Here is a 23,796-nt window from a genome sequence, read left to right as displayed (position 1 = left end):
CCCTACTGCAGCTCCGACAGCCGCGCCGCCTCGTCTTCCGCCGTCAGCGCGTCGATCAGCTCGTCCAGCGCCTCGCCGGCCATCACCTTCTCGATCTTGTAGAGCGTCAGGTTGATGCGGTGGTCGGTCACGCGCCCTTGCGGGAAGTTGTAGGTGCGGATGCGCTCCGAGCGGTCGCCGGAGCCCACCTGGCTCTTGCGGTCGGCGGCGCGGGCCTTGTCCTTCTCGGCGCGCTCCCGCTCGTAGAGACGGGCACGCAGCACCTTCAGGGCCTTGGCCTTGTTCTTGTGCTGGCTCTTCTCGTCCTGCTGGCTGACGACGAGGCCGGTCGGCAGGTGGGTGATGCGCACCGCGCTGTCCGTCGTGTTCACCGACTGGCCGCCGGGACCGCTGGAACGGAACACGTCGATGCGCAGGTCCTTCTCGTCGATGTGGATGTCCACCTCCTCCGCTTCGGGCAGCACCGCGACGGTGGCGGCGGAGGTGTGGATGCGCCCCTGCGTCTCGGTCGCCGGGACGCGCTGCACACGGTGGACACCCGATTCGAACTTCAGCCGGGCGAAGACGTTGCGGCCGGTGATGTTGGCGATGGCCTCCTTGTAGCCGCCGATGCCGGTCTCGCTGACCTCCATCGTCTCGAACCGCCAGCCCCGAAGCCCGGCGTAGCGGCGGTACATCTCGAACAGCTCCGCGGCGAACAGGGCCGCCTCGTCGCCGCCGGTGCCGGCGCGCACCTCCAGGATGGCGTTCTTCTCGTCCGCCTCGTCCTTGGGCAGCAGGGCGATCTGCACCCGGCGCTCCAGGGCGGGGATGCCACGGGTGAGCTCGGCGAACTCCTCCTCGGCCAGCGCCTTCATCTCGGCATCGCCCGCCGGGTCGGCGATCATGCCGGCCAGATCGGCGGCCTCCGCCTTCGCCTTCTTCAACTCGGCGATGGCCTCGGCCACCGGCGTCAGGTCGGCGTATTCCTTCGACAGCCGGGCGAAGTCCGCCGGGTCCACCGTCCCCGCCGCCATCGCGTCCCGCAGCTCGTCATGGCGGGCCACGACCCTATTGAACTTCTCGTCCAGGCTCACGTCGCTCGTCCTTATCCAAATCGCTTCCGGCACCCTGACCGGTTTCGGCCAAGCCACCGCCGGCGGGCTCGTCCAGCCGGAACAGCCGGAACAGCAGCCGTTCCGCCGCCGCCCGCTCCGCCAGACCGGCGCCGTCCGGGTCCGCCGCCATGGCGCGCAGCGCCTCCGACGGGCCGTGCAGCAGCCGGTTGACCAGCAGCCGCGTCGCCGACGCCGCGTCCAGCCCCCGCTGCTCGTCCAGCAGGCGCCGCCGCTCCATCTCGAAATGCGTCCGCAGCGCCGCCACGGCGGGCACCGCGGCGCGCTCGGCCCGGTGGCGGGCGAAGGCCGCCAGGGCCTCGTCCACGATGGTCCAGGCCGCCTGGGTCGCCGCCTCGCGCCCCACCCGCCCCTGCAACGCCACGCGCTCCAGATCGGCGAGGTCGTAGACGAAGGCCTCGTCCAGCCCGGCGACGTCCGGATCGACGTCGGCTGGGATCGCCGCGTCCACCACGAACACCGGGCGCCGGCGGCGGCGCTTCAACGCCGCCCCCAACTGCGGTGCGGAGAGGATATAGCGCCCCAGACCCGCCGCGGTCACCACGATATCCGCGCTGGTCAGCGCCGAATCGAGATCGGCCCAGGGCGCGAAGTGGCTGTCCATCCGCCGCGCCGCCGCTTCGGCCCGGCGGTCCACCGGGGCGGCGACGATCAGCCGTCCCAGCCCGGCCTCGCGCAAGCCTTCCAGCACCAGGGCGCCCATGTCGCCCAACCCCATCAGCAGGCCGGTGCAGCGCCTCAGGTCGCCGTGCAGGTCGCGGGCCACCTGGACCGCCGCCGCGACCAGCGAGGTGGCGCCCTCGGCGATCGGCGTCTCGCGCCGCACCCGCTTGGCAGCACCATAGGCGGCCTGGAGAATCCCCTCCAGCTCCGGCCCGGACAGGCCGGCGGCGGCGGCGTGGCGGTGGGCGGCCTTGACCTGCCCGAGGATGTGCGGCTCCCCGACGATCTGGCTGTCGAGCGAGCAGGCGACGGCGAAGACGTGGCGCACCGCCGCCGGGCCGGTCAGGGTGTAGAGCTGCCCGGCGAGGTCGGGCTCGCTCAGCCCCACCCGCTCCGCCATGATCCCGGCGATGGTGAGAGCGGCCTCGTTCGGGCGCTCGTGCACCGCCTGCACCTCGACCCGGTCGCAGGTGCTGAGCCACATCGCCTGGGTGATGCCGGCGGCGCTCAGCCGCTCCAGCATCGCCGGCACCTCCGCCTCCTCCGTCGTCAGACGGTCGCGGATCGCGCCGGAGCAGGACCGGTGGCTGGCGCCGATGACGAAATAGGAAGCGGTCACTCTGACTCTGGCCCAGGCCGCGGCACGGCCGACAAGGATGGTACGGTTGCCGCGGATTTAAGCACGGATGGCGCGGAGCGTCCCTAGTTCAATTTGTCCGCCCGCGCCGGTTCCGTCACTCGGCGGCGTTTTCCGCCGCCTTTTCGGTGGCCTTCTCGGCGGCTTTGGCCGCTTCGATCTCGGCGGCCTTCTTCTCGACCAGCCCGACAAGGTGGTCGACGATGTTCTGGTCCTTCAGCCGGTGGTCGGTGACGCCGGACAGATAGACCTGATGGGTGTTGTTGCCCCCGCCGGTCAGGCCGATGTCGGTCTCGCGCGCCTCGCCGGGGCCGTTGACCACGCAGCCGATGACCGACAGGGTCAGCGGCGTGGTGATGTGAGCCAGCCGCGCCTCCAGCGTCTCCACCGTCTTGATGACGTTGAAATTCTGCCGCGCGCAGCTCGGGCAGGAGATGACCGTGACGCCGCGCCGCCGCAGGCCCAGCGACTTCAGCATCTCGTAGCCGACCTGGACCTCCTCCGCCGGCTCGGCCGACAGGGACACGCGGATGGTGTCGCCGATGCCCGACCACAGCAGCATGCCCAGCCCGATGGACGACTTTACCGTCCCGGCGCGCAGGCCGCCGGCCTCGGTGATGCCGATGTGCAGCGGGTAGTCGCAGGCCTCGGCCAGACCCTGGTAGGCGGCCACCGCCAGGAACACGTCGGACGCCTTCACCGAGATCTTGAACTCGGTGAAGTCATGGTCCTCCAGGATCTTGGCGTGGTTCAGGGCGCTCTCGACCAGCGCCTCCGGGCAGGGCTCGCCGTACTTCTCCAGCAGGTCCTGCTCCAGCGAGCCGGCGTTGACGCCGATGCGCATGGAGCAGCCGTAGTCCTTGGCCGCCTTCACGACCTCGCGCACCCGCTCGGCCGAACCGATGTTCCCAGGGTTGATGCGCAGGCAGGCCGCCCCGCTCTGCGCCGCCTCGATGGCGCGCTTGTAGTGGAAATGGATGTCCGCGACGATCGGCACCGAGACCTGCGGCACGATCTGCTTCAGCGCCAGCGCCGATTCCTGGTCGGGGCAGGAGACGCGCACGATGTCGGCGCCCACCCGCTCCGCCGCCTGGATCTGCGCCACCGTGGCGGTGATGTCGGCGGTCGGCGTGTTGGTCATCGTCTGCACCGAAATCGGCGCGTCACCGCCGACGAGCACGTTGCCCACCCGGATCTGGCGGGACTTGCGGCGAAGGATCTGGCGGTAGGCGCGCACGCTGCTCATGGGCTGTGGCCTCGGGGCATGAATCGGGTCCGGCGCGTCTTATAGCGCAGCCGGCATCACGCCTGAAGTGCGGTCCGCCGCGCCGGATTCAAGGGAAAAAGCCGTTTCCGGCTTGTCGGGAACGGCCCGTCGTCAATGAGCGGGGGCGGCGCCGCGCAGGGTCGGGGCGTGCTGGTCCAGCGACACGTCGCGCAGCACCTGCCCGACCGCGCCCATCGCCGCGCCATCCACCCCGTCGGTGACGACGATCAGGCCGCCGGCGTTGCCGGTGCGCACCCGGATGCCCGAGCGGTCGGGCACGCGGTAGACGTCACCCGGCTTCAGCACGCGGGTGAAGATGATCTCGCCGCTGTTGTCCCGCACCTGGATCCAGCTGTCCTGGGTGGCGCGGAGCTGGATGCGCGAGGCGGTGTTCTGCGTGCCGTAGACCTTCGACGGCAGCGCCCCATCGGCGGCGGGCGGCGGCGCCGCCGGAGCCGCGGGCGGCAGGCTGGCGATGACCGGTGCGGCGGGGGTGAGCGGCGTCGGCTCCTGCGCGGCGCCTTCCGACTCGTCGTCTTCGGCCGGCGGCGGCGGGACGTTCACCATGGCCGACGGGGCAGCTGACGGGGGCGCGGCAGCGGGAGCGGGAGCCGCCGTGGGAGCGCTCGGCTTGGCGGGAGCGACCGGCGCCGGCTGGGCGACCACCGGAGCGGGGGCCGCGGCGGGCTTGGCCGGAGCCGCGGGAGCCTGGGCGGTCGGGACCGGAGCAGCGGGAACCGACGCCACCGGAGCAGGCGGTGACGGGACGGGCACCGCCGTGGAGGCGCCGCCTGCCTGAGGCGAAGCGGTCACCGGGGGAACCGCCGAGACGGACGGAGCTTCCGCCATCACGGTCGGCACCGAGGCCGGGGCGGCGGGCGATTCGGCCGGCGCCGGCAGAGCGGCGGTTTGGCCGCCCGTCTGATTGGCGTTGAAGGGCAGCGTGTCGAGCAGCGAGACCAGACGGTCGGGCAGGGTCGGGACCAGATCGACCATCGACCGGTCGGTCGCCGACAGATAGTACCAGCCGCCGTAGACGATGCCGGCCAGCACCATCGTGCCGAGCAGGACCGTGCCGCCGGGGATGCGGCCTTCCGGCACCGGAGTCGGGAAATAGAGCTGCTGGCTGCGCGTGCGGCCCGCCGCCTCGTCCTTGTAGCGGGTGAGGATGGTGTCGGGGTCGAGCCCCAGGCATTCCGCGTAGGAGCGCAGGAAGCCGGCGGCGTAGGTGGTGCCCGGCAGATCCTCGAACCGGCCCGCCTCGATGGCCTGCAGGTACGGGTAGCGGATGCGCAGCATCGTCGCGACCTCGCGCAGGTCGTAGCCGAGGCTCTCGCGCGTCTCGCGCAGGGTGTCGGACACGCTGGGGCCGGTCTGCGCCGCGCCGTCCTGCGCGGGGTCGTAGGAGCCGAAAACCTTGCGCTTGGCCATCATCTCAACCGTACCGTCGCCTCGGATGACTTATGGTCGCACCCCCGGCATGGGTACGCCAGCCGCGGGGTCGGCGCAACCGGGAAAGACCTTGATCCTGCCCTCTTGTATACGCCCTTCGTCCAAACCGCTGTAACAAAACGCCGCCAAGGCAAGCGCCGGCGCCGGATATGGCTCCGGGGTGGAGGAAGCGGCGGTGGCGGAAGGCTCGGGCGCGGCCTCAGATGAGGACGCCGTGGTCCTTGGCGAAGCTGCGCAGCTTGTCGCGCAGGCTGTGGTCGCCGCGCAGGTAGAGCCCGTTCATGTACTGGCGCAGCGCCGCCACGTCGAGCGAGCGCAGCATCGTCTTCACCGGTCCGACCGAGGGCGGCGACATCGACAGGGTGCGGAAGCCGATGCCGATCAGCGCCATGGCGTCGAGCGGCCGGCCGGCCATCTCGCCGCAGATGCTGACCGGGACGTTGGCGTCGCCGCAGGCCTCGACCAGCCGCCGCAGCAGGCTCATCATGGCCGGCGACAGCGGGTCGTAGCGGCCGGAGGTGCGCGGGTTGCCGCGGTCGCTGGCGAAGATGTACTGGGTCAGGTCATTGGAGCCGACCGACAGGAAGTCCACCCGCGGCAGCAGGGCGGGCAACTGCCAGAGCAGCGCCGGTACCTCGATCATCGTGCCGACGCGCACGCGGCTGGGCGGCTCGCCGCCCTGCCCCTCCAGCCGGGCGATCTCGAGGTCGAGCAGGCGGCGGGCGGCGTCGAACTCCGCCACCTCGGCGATCATCGGGAACATCACCGACAGCGGACGCCCGGCCGACGCCCGCAGCAGGGCGCGCAGTTGCTGGCGCAGCAGCGACGGGTGGTCCAGCCCGATGCGGATGGCCCGCCAGCCGAGCGCCGGATTCTCCTCCCCCTCGCTGGCCGCGATGTAGGGCAGCATCTTGTCGCCGCCGACGTCGAGCGTGCGGAAGACCACCGGCTTGTCGTCGGTCTGGTCGAGGATGCGGGAATAGAGGTCGGTCTGCGCGTGGACGTCCGGGTAGGTCGAGCGCACCATGAAGGGGATTTCGGTGCGGTAGAGGCCGATGCCCTCCGCCCCGCTGGCCTTCAGGTGCGGCAGGTCGATCAGCAGGCCGCAGTTGAGCTGGATGGAGATCGGCACGCCGTCCCGCGTCACCGAGGGTTGCGCGCGGATCGCCTCGTACATCTGCTCCTTGCGGGCGCGCAAGGCGACGGCCTCCGCGAAGGCCATCTGGATGTCCTCGGCCGGGCGGACGAAGGCCTGCCCGTGGTCGCCGTCGACGATCACCGGGTCCAGCGGCTCGATCCGGTTCAGCGCGTCGGGCGCCTGCACCACCGGGATGTTCAGCGCGCGCGCCACGATGCAGACGTGGCTGGACGGCGAGCCTTCCTCCAGGATCACGCCGCGCAGGCGGCGCTGGTCGTAATCGAGAAGCTCCGCCGGCCCCATCGACCGCGCGACCAGGACGATGTCCTCCGGCAGCGTGCCGCCGTCGGCCTCCGACTTGCGCCCGGCGAGGTGCTGGAGCAGCCGGTTGGTCAGGTCCTCCAGGTCGAGCAGACGTTCGCGGATGTAGGGGTCCGTCAGGTGGCTCATGCGGGCGCGGGTGTCGTTCTGCACCTGCTGCACCGCCCCTTCCGCCGTCAGGCCCATGCGGATCGCCTCGCGGATGCGCGACAGCCACCCGCGGTCCTCGGCGAACATCCGGTAGGTTTCCAGGATGTCCTTGGGCTCGCTCAGCCCCGCCAGCGCCGCCGCGTTCAGCAGGTCGTCGATGGCGCTGTGCATGGTGGCGATGGCGGCGTTCAGCCGCGCCAGCTCGCTCTCCGCGTCCTCGGACACCATCTGGCGGATGGTCAGCTGCGGGCGGTGGATCACCGCCAGCCCCATCGCCAAGCCGCTGGCCAGCGAGGTGCCCGACAGGCGGGCCGGCAGCAGCGCCGGGTCGCCGGTGGAGGCGACCTCCTGCGGGTTGACCAGCTCGCCCTGGGCGACCAGCTCGGCCACCACCATGGCGATGGTCTGGAGCGTCTCGACCTCGACCTCGGTGTAGCGGCGGCGGTCCTTGTGCTGGATGACCAGGACGCCGCGGACCTTGCCGCCGCGCAGGATCGGCACGCCGGCCAGCGACAGGAACGGGTCCTCCCCGGTTTCCGGGCGGTAGGCGAAGCTGGGGTGCGACGGCGCGTTGTCCAGCGCGATGGGCCGCGCGTGTCCGGCGATGTCGCCGACGATGCCCTCGCCCACGCGCAGGCGGGTGTTGTGCACAGCGTCCTGGTTCAGGCCGAGCGTGGAGAACAGCTCCAGCACCTCGCCCGCCCGCATGACGTAGCAGGAGCAGACGTCCGCCCCCATCTCCATGCCGATCAGGGTGACGATCTTGTCGAGACGCTCCTGGCCGGAGCCGGAGCCGGCCATGACGTCGCGCAGCCGCGCCAGCAGGCGGCGCGAGGCGGCACCGTCGAAGCCCGGCGAACCGGCGGGGATGTCGCCCACGACGCCGTTCATCTCACGCCGCCCCCAATATGACCGGCTGGTCGGAAGCCCGGTCGGATGATGCCGGGCAGCGGGCGGCCAGCGCCGCTTCGGCCTGGACGATCAGGTCGCCGATGATCTCGGCCACCGGCTGCTCGCGCGTGACCAGCCCGACGCTCTGGCCGGCCATCAGCGAGCCGCTCTCCACGTCGCCGTCGATCACCGCGCGGCGCAGCGCGCCGGCCCAGAAATGCTCGATCTCCAGGATGCCGGCGTCGCGCGTCGTCTCGCCGCGGTCGACGCGGGCGATGACCTCGCGCTGAAGCTCCATGAAGCGTTTGGACCCGGCGTTGGTCAGCGCCCGCACCGGGATCACCGGAAAGCGCGGGTCGATCTGCACCGACGCCTGGGCGTCGCGCGCCGAGGCCTTGATGAAGACCTGCTTGAAGCGCGGGTGCGCGATGGATTCGGTGGCGCAGACGAAGCGTGTGCCGATCTGCACGCCCGCCGCCCCCTGCTCCAGATAGGACAGGATGGCCTCGCCGCGCCCGATGCCGCCGGCCACGAAGACCGGGACCTCGCGCAGGTCGGGCAGGATCTCCTGCGCCAGGACGGTGGTGGAGACGGGGCCGATGTGGCCGCCGGCCTCCGTGCCCTCGATCACCAGGGCGTCGATGCCGATCTTGACCATCCGCCGGCCGCTGACCAGCGTCGGGGCGAAAGCCATGGCGCGGGCGCCGCCGTCCTTGATCCGCTTGATGGTGGCGCCGCTGGGGAAGCCCCCGGCGATCACCACATGGCTCACCGCCAGCTCCCGGCAGACGTCGATCAGACGGTCGAGGTCCGGGTGCATGTTGATGAGGTTGACGCCGAAGGGCTTCGCGGTCAGTGCCCGCGTGGCGGCGATCTCCGCCGCCAGCAGGTCCGGCGGCATCGAGCCGCAGGCCAGCACGCCGAACCCCCCGGCGTTGGAGATGGCGGAGACGAGATGACGCTCCGACACCCAGCTCATCGCACCGCCCATGATGGCGGTGCGCGTGCCGAGGAAGGCGCAGCCACGCTCCCACAGCCGGTCGAGTCGGGCGCCTGCGACCGCGTCGGACCTGGCGTCGGTCATCGCCGCCCCTCCCCCTTCACCCGGCTCAGGCCGCGTCCAGCCCGTAGGCGGTGTGCAGCGCGCGCAGCGCCAGCTCCGCATACTCCTCGGCGATCAGGACGGAAATCTTGATCTCGGAGGTGGAGATGACCTGGATGTTGATGCCCTTGTCGGCCAGCGCCTTGAACATGCGCTGCGCGACGCCGGCGTGGCTGCGCATGCCGACGCCGATCACCGACACCTTCACCACGTTGGCGTCGGAGACGATGCGCTTGTAGTTCAGCTCGGCCTGGGCGTCCTCCAGCACCTTGACGGCGCGGGCGATGTCGGCCTTGCCGACCGTAAAGGTCATGTCGGTGGACTTGCCGTCTTCCGACACGTTCTGGACGATCATGTCCACATTGACGGCGGCGTCGGTCAGCGGACCGAAGATGCTGGCCGCCACGCCCGGACGGTCGGCGACGCCGATGAGGGTGATCTTCGCCTCGTCGCGGCTGTAGGCGATGCCGCTCACAACTTCCTTTTCCACGATCTCGTCCTCGTCAACAACAAGGGTACCGGGAAGCGCGCTGCCGGCGGCCTCCTCGAAGCTCGACAGAACCTGCACGCGCACGCGGTGGTTCATCGCCATCTCGACCGAGCGGGTCTGCAGGACCTTCGCGCCCTGCGACGCCAGCTCCAGCATCTCCTCGTAGGTGATCTTGGAGAGCTTGCGGGCCTTGGTGACGATGCGCGGGTCGGTGGTGTAGACGCCGTCCACATCGGTGTAGATGTCGCAGCGGTCGGCCTTCAGCGCCGCCGCGAGCGCGACCGCCGAGGTGTCGGAGCCGCCGCGGCCCAGCGTGGTGATGCGCCCGCTTTCGGTCACGCCCTGGAAACCGGCGACCACGGCGACCTCGCCGGTGTTCATCCGCTTGTCCAGCTCCGCCGTGTCGATGGACACGATGCGCGCCTTGCCGTGCGTCTCGTCGCTGTAGATCGGAATCTGCCAGCCGAGCCAGGACCGCGCCTGGATGCCGAGCGACTGCAGCGCGATGGCGAGGAGACCGGAGGTCACCTGCTCGCCCGAAGCGACGATGGCGTCGTACTCGCGCGCGTCGTGCAGTTTGTCGATGTCGTTGCAGTATTTCACGAGCTGGTTGGTCACGCCGGACATCGCCGACACGACGACGGCGACCTGATGCCCCGCCTTGACTTCCTGCTCGACCTTTCGGGCCACGTTCTTGATGCGGTCGATGTCGCCGACCGACGTGCCGCCGAACTTGAGGACGATCCGCGCCATACCTCACACCATGTCTGGGCCGGCAAAAAAGCCGGCAGTCCGCGCCCCCGCTCTACCGTTGCCGGCGCGGGGCGGCGTATCCATACTCTGTCGCTCACAGCGAGGCAAGTTCGCCCCGCAATTGTTCTCGCAATCCAAGCATACGGGATTTCTTTCATGACCGCGACCGCCGGAACCGCAGGCACCGCAGGCACTGTCGACCCCCAGGACGTCGCCCGCTTTTCGGCCATCGCCGCGGAGTGGTGGGACCCCACCGGCAAGTTCCGGCCCCTGCACCGGCTGAACCCGCTGCGGCTGGCCTACATCCGAGACACGCTGTGCCGCCGCCTGGGCCGCGATCCGCTCGCGGCCGAGCCGTTGAAGGGCCTGCGCATCGTCGACATCGGCTGCGGCGGCGGCCTGCTGTCGGAGCCCGTCGCCCGCATGGGCGCCACCGTGGTCGGCGTCGACGCGGCGGAGCGCAACGTCCACACCGCCGCCGCCCACGCCGCGGAGACCGGCACCCCCGTCGATTACCGCGCCACCACCGCCGAGGCCCTTGCAGCCAGCGGCGAGCGCTTCGACGCCGTCCTGGCGATGGAGGTGATCGAGCATGTCGCCGACGTGCCGCTGTTCGTGAAGTCCTGCGCGGAACTGACGGCGCCGGGCGGCGCGCTGTTCCTGGCGACGCTGAACCGCACGCCGAAATCCTTCGCGCTGGCCATCGTCGGGGCCGAGTACATCCTGCGCTGGCTGCCCCGCGGCACCCACAATTGGCGCCAGTTCCTGCGCCCCGGCGAGTTGGCCGCCGCCGTGCGCGCCGAGGGGCTGGCGATCCGCGACCTGACCGGCATCACCTACAACCCGCTGTCCGACGAGTTCCGGCTCAACCCGCGCGATCTCGACGTGAACTACATGGGCTGGGCCGAGCGGGCCTGAACGTACGGGGCGGCGGCGAGGCGTACGGACGTACATACGTACGTCCTGCCGCCAGAGCCCGGAAAGACGGCGGCACCGGGTGCCGGACAACAAAAAAACGGGAGAGCCGCCGGCTCTCCCGTTTTTCGTGTTCGCAAGAGAACGCGCCTTACGCCGCGTGGCTGGCTTCATGCTGGGTCAGCAGCGCGTAGATTGCGTCCGCCGAGTCCGAACCGCGCAGCTTCTCGCACATGGACTGGTCGCGCAGCAGGCGCGACACACGGGCCAGCGCCTTCAGATGGTCGGCGCCGGCATGATCCGGAGCCAACAGCAGGAAAATAAGATCGACCGGCTGCTCATCGATCGCATCGAAGTCGATGGGCCGCTCCAGCCGGGCGAAGACGCCGTGGACGCGGTCGAGGTTGGGCAGCTTGCCGTGCGGGATGGCGATGCCATGACCCACGCCGGTGGTGCCCAACCGCTCGCGCTCCAGGAGGACGTCGAAGATCGCCCGTTCGTGCTGGCCGGTCAGCTCGGACGCCTTGCGCGCCAAGTCCTGCAGGGCCTGCTTTTTGCTGCCGGCCTTCAGGTTCGGGAGGATGGCGTGCGGCGTGATGAGATCGAGCATGACGCTATGGGTGTGGTTGGAACAGAGACCGGACTCAGGCGCCGGCCTTCTCCGCCGGGTCCACCCAGCCGATGTTGCCATCGGCGCGGCGGTAGACCAGGTTCAGGCGGCCGTGGGCGCCGTTGCGGAACATCAGCGCGGGAGCGTCGGCGAGTTCCATGCGCATCACCGCCTCGCTGACCGCCAGGGTCGCGATGTTGGTTTCCATCTCGGCGATCACGATGGGCTGCGCCTCCTCGGCGGCGGCCTCGTCGCTCTCCACATGGGCCTCGTCCTTCTCCGCTTCCAGGATCTGGTAGCGGGCCGGGAAGGCTTCCTGCGCGGGGGCTTCGACGCTGTGGTGGTCGCGCAGACGGCGCTTGTAGCGGCGCAGGCGCTTGGCCAGCTTCTCGCACGCGGTGTCGAAGGCGGGGTACGGCTCGGTGGCCTCGGACGCGCTCTGAAGGACGATCCCACGACCGACATGCACCTGGATGTCGGCCTTGAACAGATGCGCTTCGCGCGTCAGGACGACGTTGGCCTCGATCGGCTTGTTGAAATACTTGCCGACGATGGTGTTCAGGCTGTCCGCGACGTGGGTGCGCAGAGCATCACCAACGTCAAGCTGCTTGCCTTTGACGGTCAGTTGCATTTTGGGATGTTTCCAATCTGGTCCGCGATAGACATAGGACGACGGAAGGCCGCCACGTGCGGACGGGGACCATAGTGACGGCGGTATGGGCTGTCAATCAAGGACGGCCCCCTCCCGGCCCGGTTACATGCGTGACATCTTGGCACGGCGTCGCTGCACCGATGACGGAATGCGCATCGCTTCACGATACTTCGCGACCGTCCGGCGCGCAATGTCGATCCCTTCACCACGAAGGATTTCGACGATTTTATCGTCCGACAGCACGTCCTCGGGCTTCTCGGCGTCGATCATCGCCTTGATGCGGTAGCGCACGGCCTCCGCCGAGTGGGCGGCCTGCCCGTCGGCCCCCTGGATGGCGGAAGTGAAGAAGTATTTCAACTCGAACACGCCGCGCGGCGTCGCCATGAACTTGTTGGTCGTGACGCGGCTGACTGTGCTCTCGTGCATGCCGATCGCCTCGGCGATGTCGCGCAGGATCAGCGGCTTCAAATGCGAGACGCCATGGATGAAAAAGGCGTCCTGCTGCCGGATGATCTCGCTGGCCACCTTCAGGATCGTGGTGGCGCGCTGGTGCAGCGACTTGACCAGCCAGTTGGCCGACTGGAAGCGCTCGGTGATGTATTCCTTGTCCGCCTTGTTGCGGGCGGTGCCGGAGATGCGCGCGAAATAGCGGTGGTTGACCAGCACCCGCGGCAACGTGTCCGGGTTCAGGTCGATCAGCCAGCCGCCACCCGGGTTGGCGCGCATCAGGATGTCGGGGGTGACGAGCTGGGCCGGCGTGTGGTCGAAGCTGAGCGCCGGCTTGGGGTTCAGCTTGCGGATCTCCGCGACCATGTCGGCGATGTCCTCGGCGTCCACGCCGCAGACCTTCATCAGCGCCGGCAGGTTGCGCGCCGCCAGCAGCTCCAGATGGTCGAGCAGGGCCTCTATCGCCGGGTCGAAGCGGTTCTTCTCGCGCAGCTGGATCGCCAGACATTCCTTCAGCGACCGCGCGAAGATGCCCGGCGGGTCGAAGCGCTGGCAGGCGGCCAGAACCCGCTCCACCCGCTCCGGTGCGCAGCCGAGCTGCCCGGCGAGGCTCTCGACCTCCAACCCGGTGATCCAGCCGGCCTCGTCCAGCATGTCGATCAGCGCCAGACCGATGAGCTGGTCGCCGAGGTCCGGCAAGTCGATCTTCAGCTGCTCGGTCAGATGGTCGCGCAGGCTCTTCTGGCCGGTCAGCGTGGCTTCCAGGTTGGACTCGTCGTCCTCGAAGCCGCCGCGCCCGCCGCGCTCCTGCCAGGAGCCGTAGACGTCGCTCGCCCCGTCCGTTCCGTCGGAGAAGCGGTCGTCGGAATAGACATTCTCGAAATCGGTGTCGAGCGGCGCGTCGGACGCCGACCCCATGGTTTCCGACGCGGTCATCTCCACCGTGTCGCGGGTCCGCCCGTCGGTCATCGGCGGCTGGCGTTCCTCCGGAGCGGCGAGGTCCACCGCGCCGGGCGCCCCCCCGCCGTCACCGGCCCCGTCGCCCCCCGCCTCTCCGCCACCATCGCCACCGCCCTCGCCGGGACCGCCGTCGCGTTCCAGCAGGGGGTTCTGCTCGATCTCGCGATCGACGAAGTCCGACAGTTCGATGTTCGACAGCTGCAGCAGCTTGATGGCCTGCTGCAGCTGCGGAGTCATCACCAGGGACTGGGTCTGACGAAGATCGAGGCGTTGGCTGAGCGCCATGGGCAGGGAAACCGCACTAGAGGCTGAACCGGTCGCCGAGGTAGACCCGGCGCACATCCTCGTGCGCCACGATCTCGGCCGGCTCTCCCTCCATTAGTACCACACCATCGTGCAAGATGTATGCCCGATCGACGAGGTCGAGCGTTTCACGCACGTTGTGGTCGGTGATGAGCACGCCGATGCCACGGTCGCGCAGGTGGCTGACCAGTTCGCGGATGTCGTTCACCGCGATCGGATCGATGCCGGCCAGCGGCTCGTCGAGCAGGATGAAATGCGGCTGGGAGGCCAGCGCGCGGGCGATCTCGACGCGCCGCCGCTCGCCGCCCGACAGCGCCAGCGCCGGGGCCCGGCGCAGGTGGGTGATCGAGAACTCCGCCAGCAGCTCGTCCAGCATCTGCTCGCGCGTGTCGCGGTTGGGTTCCACGACCTCCAGCACGGAGCGGATGTTGTTCTCGACCGACATGCCGCGGAAGATCGACGCCTCCTGCGGCAGATAGCCGATGCCCAGCCGCGCCCGGCGGTACATGGGCAGCGCCGTGATGTCCTGCCCGTCGAGCAGGATGGTCCCGGAGTCGGCGGCGATCAGCCCGGTGATCATGTAGAAGCAGGTCGTCTTGCCCGCGCCGTTGGGGCCGAGCAGGCCGACCGCCTCGCCGCGCTGGACCGTCACGGTCACGTCGCGGACGACCGGGCGCTTCTTGTAGGCCTTGCCCAGATGCAGGGCCACCAGCCCCTCGCTGGGGCGCACGTCGGTGGCGGGATGGCCCGCCGGGTGGGCCGACGGGTGGCCCGGCTGGTTCGGGGCGGAAAGGGTCGGGCCGCCGAGGCCCCGGTCTTCGATGTCCATGGCCATTGATTCGCTGCCGGGTCGTCAGGGCTTCGCGGCGGGCTTGGCGCCCGTCTGCGCGGTGGGCGTGCCGCCCGGCTGGGCCGTGGGTTTTCCGCCCGCCTGGGCGGTGGGCCGGCCCCCCGGGGCGCCCGGCTCCTGGCCGGGGATCAGCAGGCCCATCACCCGCCCGCCGGTGGCGGGACCGGCGATCACCCGGTTGACCTTGGTCTTCATGTTCATCTCGGCGGCGTCGCCATTGAGCTGGTTGTCGTTGCGGGTGATCTTGACGTTTCCCAGCAGCACCGCCGTCTCGTCGGCCACCGAATAGACCAGCTTGTCCGACAGCGCCACGTCGGTCGCGGTGGTCACCACCACGCTGCCGGCGCCGTCGATGCGCTCCATCTGGGTCGAGCCGTCCGGCATCTTCTTGAGCTGGCCGATCAGGATGTCGGCGCGCAGCCGGTCGCCGTTGGCGATGCGCACCGCCACGGCGTCGCCGCGGGCCACCGTCAGGTTCTTCGCCTCGTAATATTCCAGCGTGTCGCGCGCCGTCACGATGTCGGTGCGGGTGACCAGCTTGAGGTTGCGCCCGGTGACCACCGCCACCTGCTTGTCCACGTCGTAGACACCACGCTCGCCGAAGACCTCCTGGGTCGGGCTGACGATGCGCACGTTGCCCTCGGCGAGGAGCTGGAACACCTCGTTCCCCTTGCCGGGCACCTCGCGGTAATAGGCGGTCAGCACGTCGGCGTAGACGGTGCTGTCGGTGCGCTTGGCCGAGGCGTTGCCGCGCGCCACATAGGCGCGCACGTCCTGGTGCCATTCGATGGCCTGATCGGCGTTGACCTCGACCGGGTTCGGGCCGCCGCCGAGGCCGGGCAGCCCCTGGGCCGCCGCCGGAATCGCCGCCCCCGACAGCAGAAGGAACGCGGCCATCAGCGGGGCCGCAAGGGTGGCTGCACTCAACGCGTCTTTCCTCCCGGGCTTTCGGCGGCCTGGACGTCGGCCTTGGACTGGTTCAGGAACACCATCGTCTTGCCACGGTCGGACAGGCGGAAGCCCTCGGCGTTGATGACGCCCTGCGGCCCCTGGCCCACGACATGGACATCGCCCCAGGCGGTGCCTTTGCGGATGTCGGATTCCGCTTCCTCGGTGGTGAATTCGTTGCCGTCGTCGCGCATGACGCGGACATGGCCGCGCATCAGCAGGATGCCGGTGACCTGGTTGTACCAGCCCTTGTCGGAGCGGATGGTCACCCAGGTGCCGTCGGTCTGGGTCATCTCGGCCTCCGGCTGGTCGAGCAGCATGACGTCCGGCTGGTCGGCGATGCGGTCGGCCTTGGCCGCCACCAGCGAGAAGGGCTGGTTGTCCTCGTCCACCGCGATGTAGCGCGGCTTGATCATCTCCAGCTGGCCCTTGTCGGCCGAGATGCGCAGGGTCGGCAGCTCGGTCAGCGAGGGCCAGACGGCGATCAGCGCCATCACCGCCAGCGCCAGCGCCGGCAGCGCGAACTTCATGCCGGTGACGAACCGGCTGTACCCGCGGCTGACCGGGCGGATGTCCCGGCGGCGGTGGACGCGCTTGGCGGCCTCGCCCTCCGACTCCCCTTCCGGCAGCGCTCCCGGCATCGCCATGAGCTGCGCGGCAAGGGAAGGCGCATCCGCGCGCCGCTCCTGCGTGTTCACCGTCCGATCCTTCAGGTCGCTGTCCATGGCGTCAACCGTCCTCCGGCTGCCCGTCACGCCGCCCCGGCGCGCAGGCAATCGTGAATGTGCACAACACCGAGCGGCCGGTCCGCTTCCACCACGAACAGGCTGGTGATCTGCTTCGCGTTCATTTCCCGCAGCGCCTCCTCGACCAGCGCCTTGGGGCGGATCGTCTTGGGCCGCGGCGACATGATGCTGTCGGCGCGCTCCGCCCACAGCTCCGGCGTCAGGTGGCGGCGGAGGTCGCCGTCGGTGATGACGCCGGCCAGCGCGCCCGCGGCGTCGACCACGCCGACGCAGCCGAGCCGCTTGGCCGTCATCTCGAATATGACGGTGGAAAGCGGCGTATCCAAGGCGCACAGGGGCATATCCTCACCCTTGTGCATCACGTCGGTCACCTTCAGCAGCGCCCGGCCGAGCTGGCCGCCGGGGTGGAACTGCTTGAAATCCGCCGCCGTGAAGCCGCGCCGCTCCAGCAGGGCCACCGCCAGCGCGTCGCCCAGCGCCAGCATCATCGTGCTCGACGTGGTCGGGGCCAGCCCGAGCGGGCAGGCCTCCGGGGCCGGCGGCAGCACCAGCGCCACGTCCGACTGCTCGGCCAGGGAGGAGCCGGCGCGCCGGGTGATGCCGATCAGCGGGATGTCGAAGCGGCGGGTGTAGGCGACGATGTCCGACAGCTCGTGCGTCTCGCCGGAGTTGGACAGGGCGATGACCGCGTCCTGCCGGGCGATCATGCCGAGGTCGCCGTGGCTCGCCTCGCCCGGATGGACGAAGAAGGCCGGCGTGCCGGTGGAGGCCAGGGTCGCGGCGATCTTGCGCGCCACATGGCCGGACTTGCCCATGCCCGAGACGACGACGCGCCCGGCGATCGCGGCCAGCCGGTCCAGCGCGCGCACGAAGGCGCCGTCCAGCCCGTCCGCCAGAGCGGTCAGGGCCTCGGCCTCCATCCGCAGGACGCGCCGGGCGCTCGCGATGTCGCGATCGGCCGCGCCGTCGGATGGGCGATCGGCTGGGCGATCGATCAGGCTGGGTGCCAGGCTGGATGCGGTCAGGCTCGTCAAGGCGGTGCTTGCCTCTTCTGGTTGGCCCAAGGGGCCGAAAAAGGGTACTCCGACTGGCAGCCCGCGTATCCGCGACAACGCGCCAGCCGCCGCGCGGGCAGTATGCCCACCCGCGCGCGTCCGGTCAAATCAACGTCCGGAGGGCTTGACCTATTCCACCAGGGCTCCCGCCCCGCCGCCGGCCGTCGATGCGACAGCCCTCAATGCGACAGGATGTCCGGCTGCTCCCAGCCGCCGAGGTCCAGTTCGCCGCGGGCCGGCAGGAAGTCGAAGCAGGCCTTGGCGAGATGGGTTCGCCCCTCGCGCGCCAGCATGACGTCGAGCTTCTCCTTGAGGTCGTGCAGGTGCAGCACGTCGGAGGCGGCGTATTTCATCTGCTCCGGCGTCAGCTCCGCAGCACCCCAGTCGGAGGACTGCTGCTGCTTGGACAGCTCCACCCCCAGCAGGTCCTTCACCAGATCCTTCAGCCCGTGCCGGTCGGTGAAGGTGCGGACCAGCTTGGACGCCACCTTGGTGCAGTAAACCGGCTGGCAGGCGACGCCGAGATAGGCGCGCATCACCGCCACGTCGAAGCGGGCGAAGTGGAACAGCTTGGTGACCTCGGGGTCGGCGAGCAAACGCTTCAGGTTCGGCGCCTCGTACTGGCCCTTGCGGAACTGGACCAGATGCACCGTGCCGTCGCCGGGGGAAAGCTGGACCAGGCAAAGCCGGTCGCGGTGGGGGTTCAGCCCCATGGTCTCGGTGTCGATGGCGACGGCGCCGTCGCGGGCAAGGGACTTCAGGTCGAGACCGTCCGGCAGGTCGCCGTCATGGAGGTCGATGGGCATTGGGTGGCTTCCCGCTCAGTAGGACGGCCCCCGGCCACGGACCCCAGAAACGACGAACGCCGCTCTGCTACCTTTCCGTCCCGTTGGGGGAGGACCGTAGCATGCGGCGCAGCCGGGTAGATATGGTGCCCAGGAGAAGACTCGAACTTCCACGACATTTCTGCCACAGGTACCTGAAACCTGCGCGTCTACCAATTCCGCCACCTGGGCTCGGTGTGGGCCGCTTATGTAGCCGGCTGGTGGGGGCCCGTCAACAGCTTTTTTCACTTTCGCGCGGAAAGATCCGCCGGGCGCGAAATGGGCGGCGGGCGGCGCGTCAGGCCCTAGCCTCTCCGGGGAGGTTTCTATATAAGCAACCCCCGATCCGGTCGCCCCGCCCCGCTGGCGGGCGGCCCGGAGGGAAAGAATTTGCGGGCCCAACGGCACGGGAGAAGGTCGATGTCCTATCGCTCTGAAGTGGTCACGGTGTTCGGCGGTTCGGGATTCGTCGGCCGCCATCTCATTCGCCGCCTCGCCAAGACCGGCGCCATCGTGCGCGTGGTGTCGCGCCATCCGAACAAGGCCAACTTCCTGAAGACCGCCGGCTCGGTCGGCCAGATCGTGCCGATGGCCGCCGACGTGAAGGACGACCAGTCGGTCGCGCGGGCCATCCAGGGCGCGGACACCGTCATCAACCTGATCGGCACGCTGTACGAGCGCGGCGCCTGGAATTTCCAGACCGTGCATGTCGACGCCCCGGCGCGCATCGCCCGCATCGCCAAGGCCAGCGGCGTGCGCCGCCTCGTCCATGTCTCGGCCATCGGCGCCGACGCCAAGTCGGCCTCGGCCTACGCCAAGTCCAAGGCGGCGGGCGAGCAGGCGGTGGCGCAGGCCTTCCCCGGCGCCACCATCATCCGCCCGAGCATCGTCTTCGGGCCGGAGGACGGCTTCTTCAACAAGTTCGCCGCCATGGCGCAGGTGTCCCCGGCGCTGCCGCTGATCGGCGGGGCGACGAAGTTCCAGCCGGTCTATGTCGGCGATCTGGCCGACGCCATCGCCGCCGCCGCGACGCTGGATTCGGCCGCCGGCCGGACCTTCGAGCTGGGCGGCCCGCGCGTCTACAGCTTCAAGGAGCTGATGCAGCTCATGCTGCGGGAGATCCGCCGCAAGCGCTTCCTCGTGCCGGTTCCCTGGAACGTCGCGGAGACGCTGGGCGGCCTGCTGGAGAAGGTTCCGCCGATCGTCGCCCCGCCGCTGACCCGCGATCAGGTGGAGATGCTGCGGACCGACAACGTCGCCGCCGCCGGCGCGCCGGGCTTCAAGGAGCTGGGCATCGCCAACCTGTCGAGCTGCGAGGTGGTCCTGCCGACCTACCTGTCGCGCTTCATCGTCGGCGGCCGCTCCAACACGACGCCGCGCGACGCCGGCAACCATTCCGGCGCGCACTGATCCCACAGGCCCGCGCCATCGACACGAAAGCCCTGGCTCGTCGCCGGGGCTTTCGCCGTTTTCGGTTCCGGCGAACCCGCGCAAGGGTGCCCTGCGGCGCGCGGCCTTGATTCCCGCGCCCGCCTGCCGCATCTGGCCCCTTCATCGGGGCGACGGAAGGGGCGCGGAGGATCATGCAGGCCGCAACGCAGGATTTCACCATACGGGAATTCGCCGACCGCGCCCCGGGCGCCCGGCTGGCCTCCCTGGCGGCCTTCTTCGTCAACGGCTCGGTCTTCGGCGTCTGGGCGACCCAGATCCCGGCGATCAAGGACCATCTGGACCTCAGCCCCGGCGTGCTCGGCGTCGCCCTGCTCTGCCTCGCCGCCGGGGCGCTGACCGCGATGGTCGGCAGCGGCCCGCTGCTCGGCCGCGTCGGCAGCGCCCCGGTGATCCGGCTCACCGCCGTGGCCTTCGCCCTGATCCTGCCGCTGCCGGCGCTGATGCCGGACCTGCTGTCGCTGTGCGCCGTGCTGTTCCTGTTCGGGGCGGCGGGCGGCACCATGGACGTGGCGATGAACGCCCACGGCGCCCTGGTGGAGCGCCATCTCGGGCGGCCGATCATGTCATCGCTGCACGGCATGTGGAGCCTGGGCGGCCTGTTCGGCGCCGGGGTCGGCGGCCTGCTGCTGCAAGTCCTGCCGCCGCCGGTCCAGGCGTCCCTGCTCGCGGCGACCCTGCTGCTCCTGTTCTTCGCGCTGCACCGCCGCTTCCTGCCCGGAAGCGCCGATCAGCAGGCCGAGCCGACGGGCCTCGCCCTGCCCGACCGCGGCACGTTGCTGCTGGGCGCGCTGACCTTCCTGGCCTTCATGAGCGAGGGCGCGATCCTGGACTGGAGCGCCGTCTATCTGCGCGAGGATCTGGGGGGGGCGGCGTCGATCGCGGCGCTGGGCTTCGCCGTCTTTTCCGGCGCCATGGCGGTGGGCCGCTTCTGCGGCGACCGGCTTCGCCAGCGGTTCGGCGGGCCGGTGCTGGTCCGCGCCGGGGCGGTTCTGGCCTTCGCCGGACTGGCCGTCGCCCTGACCGGCGGCGGGCCGGTGGTGGCGGTCGCCGGCTTCGGGCTGACCGGGCTCGGCCTGTCGAACGTGGTGCCGGTGCTGTTCAGCGCCGCCGGGGCCAAGGCGGAGGGGGAAGCGGGTCAGGCCATCGCCGCGGTGGCGACCCTCGGCTACGCCGGGGTGCTGACCGGTCCGGCCCTTCTGGGTTTCGTGGCGGAGGCCAGCACGGTGGGCTTTTCCTTCGCCCTGGTCGCCGCGCTGGCGCTGGTCATCGCCGCGGCCTCCTCGCGCGCCGTCGCCCGGCAGGGCTGAGGCGCGCGGGAGGGGTTCCGGTCAGAGATAGAGGAACGCCAGCATCCCCGTGCCGATGGCGATGCGGTACCAGGCGAAGGGCGCGAAGCCGTAGCGCCCGACGAAGTCGACCAGCACCTTGACCACCAGCGCCGCCGCGACGAAGGCGGTGACGAAGCCGACCCCGATCAGCAGCGCGGAGTCGACGTTCATCAGGCTCCAGTTCTTGTAGAGGTCGTAGACCGTGGCGCCGGCCATGGTCGGGATCGCCAGGAAGAAGGAGAACTCCGCGGCGGTCCGCCGGTCCACCCCCATCAGCAGCGAGCCGATGATCGTGGCGCCCGAGCGCGACACGCCCGGCACCAGCGCCAAGCACTGGCACAGGCCGATCTTGAGGGCGAGCGGCGCCGGGAAACGCTCGATCTGGTTGTAGCGCGGCACCGGCACCAACCGTTCCGCCATCAGGATTCCGATGCCGCCGACGATCAGCGCGATGCTGACCACCGTCGGGTTGAACAGCACCGCCTTGATGACGCCGTGCAGCGCCGCCCCCAGCACCATCGCCGGCAGGAAGGCCAGGATCACCGCCATGGCGAAGTGGCGGGCGCCCGGATCGTCCTTCAGCCCGGTGACCACGTTCCACAGCCGGGCGAAATAGACCGTGCAGATCGCCAGGATCGCACCGAGCTGGATCACCACCTCGAACACCTTGCCCGGCGGGCCTTCGAAGCCCAGCAGGGTGTCGAAAATGATCAGGTGGCCGGTGGACGAGACCGGCAGGAATTCGGTCAGCCCTTCGATCAGGCCGAGCAGAGCGGCGTCCAGATATTGGTCGATCAGCATGCGGCGCGTGGCCTCTGACAGGATGGCGGATGGCAATGTCCGGCTTATAGCAGCGCAACATGGCGAAGGCGACGACCCATGGGGCGATACCCCGAATTGGGCGATAGTCCCGGATCGGTCCTAATTTTCTTGCTTGTTTTTCAGGCTCTCCGGCACTCTGCGGAGGCTTCCGCGACATCGAGTCACGGTTTGGTCAGCCATACTGCCATAACGGCGAAAATATGCTCGCGCGGCGCCTTCGCTTGCGGTATATGACGTTCAGACCGCGTGACCGCGGGCTTTCGTTTTCACTGCGGCCACGCCCCTCCCCGCGCCTCATCGGCGCGAAAAAGGGTCGCCCGGCCGCCGGCGCCGTCCCCATGCACGGGACACGGGAAGAAGGAGCAGGCGTTATGGCGAACCAGAGGATGTTGGGCTTCGTGCACACCGCGCAGCGGATGCCCGACAAACGCCCGGCCGCGGAGCGCCGCCAGGATTTCGCCGAGATCTACGCCCGCTTCAGCGACGACCGCGCCAACGAGCAGGCCAACCGTTGCTCGCAGTGCGGCGTTCCCTTCTGCCAGGTGCATTGCCCGGTCTCCAACAACATCCCCGACTGGCTGAAGCTGACCTCCGAAGGCCGGCTGGAGGAGGCGTACGAGGTCTCCCAGGCCACCAACAACTTCCCGGAGATCTGCGGCCGCATCTGCCCGCAGGACCGTCTGTGCGAGGGCAACTGCGTCATCGAGCAGTCCACCCACGGCGCCGTCACCATCGGGTCGGTGGAGAAGTACATCAACGACACCGCCTGGGATCAGGGCTGGGTGAAGCCGCGCACGCCGTCGCGTGAGCTGGGCGTCTCGGTCGGCGTCATCGGCGCCGGTCCCGCCGGCCTCGCCGCCGCCGAGGAGCTGCGCGCCAAGGGCTACGAGGTGCACGTCTACGACCGCTACGACCGCATGGGCGGCCTGCTGGTCTACGGCATCCCCGGCTTCAAGCTGGAGAAGTCGGTGGTCGAGCGCCGCGTGAAGCTGCTGGCCGACGCCGGGGTGATCTACCATCCGAACTTCGAGGTCGGCCGCGACGCCTCCCTGCCGGAGCTGCGCCGCAAGCACGTCGCCGTGCTGGTCGCCACCGGCGTCTACAAGGCGCGCGACATCAAGGCGCCGGGTTCGGGCCTGGGCAACATCGTGGCAGCGCTGGACTATCTGACCACCTCCAACAAGGTCAGCCTGGGCGACACGGTGGAGGCGTACGAGAACGGCTCCCTGAACGCCGCCGGCAAGCATGTGGTGGTTTTGGGCGGCGGCGATACCGCCATGGACTGCGTGCGCACGGCCATCCGCCAGGGCGCTGTGTCGGTCAAGTGTCTGTACCGCCGCGACCGCAAGAACATGCCGGGTTCGCAGCGCGAGGTCGCCCACGCCGAGGAAGAGGGCGTGGAGTTCATCTGGCAGGCCGCCCCGGAAGGCTTCACCGGCGACACGGTGGTGACCGGCGTGCGCGCCGTGCGCATCCATCTGGGCGTCGCCGACGCCACCGGCCGCCAGACCCCGCAGGTGATCGAGGGGTCGGAGTTCACCGTCCAGGCCGATCTGGTCATCAAGGCGCTCGGCTTCGAGCCCGAGGACCTGCCGAACGCCTTCGACGAGCCGGAACTGAAGGTGACCCGCTGGGGCACGCTGCTGGTCGATCATCGCACCAAGATGACCAACATGGACGGCGTCTTCGCCGCCGGCGACATCGTGCGCGGCGCCTCGCTGGTGGTGTGGGCCATCCGCGACGGCCGCGACGCGGCGGAGGGCATCCACGCCTACGCCAGGGCGAAGGCCGAGGCGCCGGTCGCCGTCGCGGCGGAATAAAGCCGCAACAATCCATAATTCCGCGGGTTCCAGGGGTCCATTTCGGCCCCTGGCGGGGGTGAAGGGGCGAAGTCCCCCTTTCGAA

General features: G+C 69.8%; 20 protein-coding genes and 1 tRNA gene. 4 read left to right on the top strand and 17 right to left on the bottom strand.

The window, feature by feature from the left end; genetic code table 11:
- Positions 1 to 2 precede the first annotated feature (2 nt).
- The 7 genes from prfA to ACWPN5_RS24175 form a co-directional block, all read right to left on the bottom strand.
- Positions 3 to 1,076 (bottom strand): peptide chain release factor 1, encoded by a 1,074-nt coding sequence (gene prfA / locus ACWPN5_RS24205; protein ID WP_145689217.1) that lies wholly within the window; start codon positions 1,074 to 1,076, stop codon positions 3 to 5.
- On the bottom strand, positions 1,051 to 2,397 hold the full coding sequence (hemA, locus tag ACWPN5_RS24200) for a glutamyl-tRNA reductase (protein WP_145689216.1): 1,347 nt from the start codon (positions 2,395 to 2,397) through the stop codon (positions 1,051 to 1,053). The genes prfA and hemA overlap by 26 nt, the downstream gene beginning before the upstream one ends.
- 115 nt (positions 2,398 to 2,512) lie before the next feature.
- Positions 2,513 to 3,661, bottom strand: coding sequence for a flavodoxin-dependent (E)-4-hydroxy-3-methylbut-2-enyl-diphosphate synthase (ispG, locus tag ACWPN5_RS24195; RefSeq protein ID WP_145689215.1), 1,149 nt, complete (start codon positions 3,659 to 3,661; stop codon positions 2,513 to 2,515).
- 132 nt (positions 3,662 to 3,793) lie between these two features.
- Positions 3,794 to 5,116, bottom strand: a complete 1,323-nt coding sequence (locus ACWPN5_RS24190) for a helix-turn-helix domain-containing protein (RefSeq protein WP_492297814.1) — start codon at positions 5,114 to 5,116, stop codon at positions 3,794 to 3,796.
- A gap of 217 nt (positions 5,117 to 5,333) precedes the next feature.
- Positions 5,334 to 7,634 (bottom strand): phosphoenolpyruvate--protein phosphotransferase, encoded by a 2,301-nt coding sequence (gene ptsP / locus ACWPN5_RS24185; RefSeq protein ID WP_145689214.1) that lies wholly within the window; start codon positions 7,632 to 7,634, stop codon positions 5,334 to 5,336.
- A 1-nt stretch (position 7,635) separates the two neighbouring features.
- Positions 7,636 to 8,718: an NAD(P)H-dependent flavin oxidoreductase gene (locus ACWPN5_RS24180; RefSeq protein ID WP_492297813.1), complete on the bottom strand. Its 1,083-nt coding sequence runs from the start codon at positions 8,716 to 8,718 to the stop codon at positions 7,636 to 7,638.
- A gap of 25 nt (positions 8,719 to 8,743) precedes the next feature.
- On the bottom strand, positions 8,744 to 9,979 hold the full coding sequence (locus ACWPN5_RS24175) for an aspartate kinase (RefSeq protein ID WP_040133868.1): 1,236 nt from the start codon (positions 9,977 to 9,979) through the stop codon (positions 8,744 to 8,746).
- A gap of 156 nt (positions 9,980 to 10,135) precedes the next feature.
- On the opposite strand from ACWPN5_RS24175, the gene ubiG reads away from it, so the two are divergent.
- Positions 10,136 to 10,897 carry a bifunctional 2-polyprenyl-6-hydroxyphenol methylase/3-demethylubiquinol 3-O-methyltransferase UbiG gene (gene ubiG / locus ACWPN5_RS24170; RefSeq protein WP_145689212.1) on the top strand — a complete coding sequence of 254 codons (762 nt, stop codon included), beginning with the start codon at positions 10,136 to 10,138 and terminating at the stop codon, positions 10,895 to 10,897.
- 148 nt (positions 10,898 to 11,045) lie between these two features.
- Here the strand turns inward: ubiG and ptsN are convergent, their stop codons facing one another.
- From ptsN to ACWPN5_RS24125, 9 genes are all read right to left on the bottom strand, one after another.
- Positions 11,046 to 11,504: a PTS IIA-like nitrogen regulatory protein PtsN gene (ptsN, locus tag ACWPN5_RS24165; RefSeq protein WP_014198055.1), complete on the bottom strand. Its 459-nt coding sequence runs from the start codon at positions 11,502 to 11,504 to the stop codon at positions 11,046 to 11,048.
- A 34-nt stretch (positions 11,505 to 11,538) separates the two neighbouring features.
- Positions 11,539 to 12,135 (bottom strand): ribosome hibernation-promoting factor, HPF/YfiA family, encoded by a 597-nt coding sequence (hpf, locus tag ACWPN5_RS24160; protein WP_145689211.1) that lies wholly within the window; start codon positions 12,133 to 12,135, stop codon positions 11,539 to 11,541.
- Between the two features lie 123 nt (positions 12,136 to 12,258).
- Complete coding sequence (gene rpoN, locus ACWPN5_RS24155; RefSeq protein ID WP_145689210.1) at positions 12,259 to 13,848, bottom strand: RNA polymerase factor sigma-54; 1,590 nt, start codon at positions 13,846 to 13,848, stop codon at positions 12,259 to 12,261.
- 16 nt (positions 13,849 to 13,864) lie between these two features.
- Positions 13,865 to 14,701 carry an LPS export ABC transporter ATP-binding protein gene (gene lptB / locus ACWPN5_RS24150; protein WP_145689209.1) on the bottom strand — a complete coding sequence of 279 codons (837 nt, stop codon included), beginning with the start codon at positions 14,699 to 14,701 and terminating at the stop codon, positions 13,865 to 13,867.
- An 18-nt stretch (positions 14,702 to 14,719) separates the two neighbouring features.
- Positions 14,720 to 15,643, bottom strand: a complete 924-nt coding sequence (locus ACWPN5_RS24145) for an LptA/OstA family protein (protein ID WP_145689208.1) — start codon at positions 15,641 to 15,643, stop codon at positions 14,720 to 14,722.
- The gene (gene lptC, locus ACWPN5_RS24140) at positions 15,640 to 16,389 is read right to left on the bottom strand and encodes an LPS export ABC transporter periplasmic protein LptC (RefSeq protein ID WP_145689207.1); all 750 of its coding nucleotides are present in this window, start codon (positions 16,387 to 16,389) and stop codon (positions 15,640 to 15,642) included. The genes ACWPN5_RS24145 and lptC overlap by 4 nt, the downstream gene beginning before the upstream one ends.
- Before the next feature lie 26 nt (positions 16,390 to 16,415).
- Positions 16,416 to 17,444 (bottom strand): KpsF/GutQ family sugar-phosphate isomerase, encoded by a 1,029-nt coding sequence (locus ACWPN5_RS24135; RefSeq protein ID WP_145689206.1) that lies wholly within the window; start codon positions 17,442 to 17,444, stop codon positions 16,416 to 16,418.
- Positions 17,445 to 17,644: 200 nt separating this feature from the next.
- Positions 17,645 to 18,271, bottom strand: a complete 627-nt coding sequence (locus ACWPN5_RS24130; protein WP_145689205.1) for a ribonuclease D — start codon at positions 18,269 to 18,271, stop codon at positions 17,645 to 17,647.
- A 123-nt stretch (positions 18,272 to 18,394) separates the two neighbouring features.
- A tRNA-Leu gene (locus ACWPN5_RS24125) sits at positions 18,395 to 18,481 on the bottom strand.
- A 228-nt stretch (positions 18,482 to 18,709) separates the two neighbouring features.
- Here ACWPN5_RS24125 and ACWPN5_RS24120 point away from each other — a divergent pair.
- Positions 18,710 to 19,699, top strand: coding sequence for a complex I NDUFA9 subunit family protein (locus ACWPN5_RS24120; protein ID WP_145689204.1), 990 nt, complete (start codon positions 18,710 to 18,712; stop codon positions 19,697 to 19,699).
- Between the two features lie 173 nt (positions 19,700 to 19,872).
- The gene (locus tag ACWPN5_RS24115; RefSeq protein WP_492297808.1) at positions 19,873 to 21,048 is read left to right on the top strand and encodes an MFS transporter; all 1,176 of its coding nucleotides are present in this window, start codon (positions 19,873 to 19,875) and stop codon (positions 21,046 to 21,048) included.
- A gap of 21 nt (positions 21,049 to 21,069) precedes the next feature.
- Here the strand turns inward: ACWPN5_RS24115 and ACWPN5_RS24110 are convergent, their stop codons facing one another.
- Positions 21,070 to 21,870 carry an undecaprenyl-diphosphate phosphatase gene (locus ACWPN5_RS24110; RefSeq protein WP_145678734.1) on the bottom strand — a complete coding sequence of 267 codons (801 nt, stop codon included), beginning with the start codon at positions 21,868 to 21,870 and terminating at the stop codon, positions 21,070 to 21,072.
- Between the two features lie 392 nt (positions 21,871 to 22,262).
- On the opposite strand from ACWPN5_RS24110, the gene ACWPN5_RS24105 reads away from it, so the two are divergent.
- Positions 22,263 to 23,711 carry an NAD(P)-dependent oxidoreductase gene (locus ACWPN5_RS24105; protein ID WP_492297807.1) on the top strand — a complete coding sequence of 483 codons (1,449 nt, stop codon included), beginning with the start codon at positions 22,263 to 22,265 and terminating at the stop codon, positions 23,709 to 23,711.
- Positions 23,712 to 23,796: the final 85 nt, after the last annotated feature.

The organism is Azospirillum sp. UENF 211521, from assembly GCF_058780535.1.
The sequence above is the reverse complement of the archived record's forward strand: the minus strand, read 5'-3'. Positions and strand labels throughout refer to the sequence as shown.

Bases quoted from the DNA above. Each gene is read 5' to 3' on its own strand.
- ispG (WP_145689215.1), bottom strand. From the start codon at position 3,661: ATGAGCAGCGTGCGCGCCTACCGCCAGATCCTTCGCCGCAAGTCCCGC.
- ACWPN5_RS24190 (WP_492297814.1), bottom strand. From the start codon at position 5,116: ATGATGGCCAAGCGCAAGGTTTTCGGCTCCTACGACCCCGCGCAGGAC.
- ptsP (WP_145689214.1), bottom strand. From the start codon at position 7,634: ATGAACGGCGTCGTGGGCGACATCCCCGCCGGTTCGCCGGGCTTCGAC.
- ACWPN5_RS24180 (WP_492297813.1), bottom strand. From the start codon at position 8,718: ATGACCGACGCCAGGTCCGACGCGGTCGCAGGCGCCCGACTCGACCGG.
- ACWPN5_RS24175 (WP_040133868.1), bottom strand. From the start codon at position 9,979: ATGGCGCGGATCGTCCTCAAGTTCGGCGGCACGTCGGTCGGCGACATC.
- ubiG (WP_145689212.1), top strand. From the start codon at position 10,136: ATGACCGCGACCGCCGGAACCGCAGGCACCGCAGGCACTGTCGACCCC.
- ptsN (WP_014198055.1), bottom strand. From the start codon at position 11,504: ATGCTCGATCTCATCACGCCGCACGCCATCCTCCCGAACCTGAAGGCC.
- hpf (WP_145689211.1), bottom strand. From the start codon at position 12,135: ATGCAACTGACCGTCAAAGGCAAGCAGCTTGACGTTGGTGATGCTCTG.
- rpoN (WP_145689210.1), bottom strand. From the start codon at position 13,848: ATGGCGCTCAGCCAACGCCTCGATCTTCGTCAGACCCAGTCCCTGGTG.
- lptB (WP_145689209.1), bottom strand. From the start codon at position 14,701: ATGGCCATGGACATCGAAGACCGGGGCCTCGGCGGCCCGACCCTTTCC.
- lptC (WP_145689207.1), bottom strand. From the start codon at position 16,389: ATGGACAGCGACCTGAAGGATCGGACGGTGAACACGCAGGAGCGGCGC.
- ACWPN5_RS24130 (WP_145689205.1), bottom strand. From the start codon at position 18,271: ATGCCCATCGACCTCCATGACGGCGACCTGCCGGACGGTCTCGACCTG.
- ACWPN5_RS24120 (WP_145689204.1), top strand. From the start codon at position 18,710: ATGTCCTATCGCTCTGAAGTGGTCACGGTGTTCGGCGGTTCGGGATTC.
- ACWPN5_RS24115 (WP_492297808.1), top strand. From the start codon at position 19,873: ATGCAGGCCGCAACGCAGGATTTCACCATACGGGAATTCGCCGACCGC.
- ACWPN5_RS24110 (WP_145678734.1), bottom strand. From the start codon at position 21,870: ATGCTGATCGACCAATATCTGGACGCCGCTCTGCTCGGCCTGATCGAA.
- ACWPN5_RS24105 (WP_492297807.1), top strand. From the start codon at position 22,263: ATGGCGAACCAGAGGATGTTGGGCTTCGTGCACACCGCGCAGCGGATG.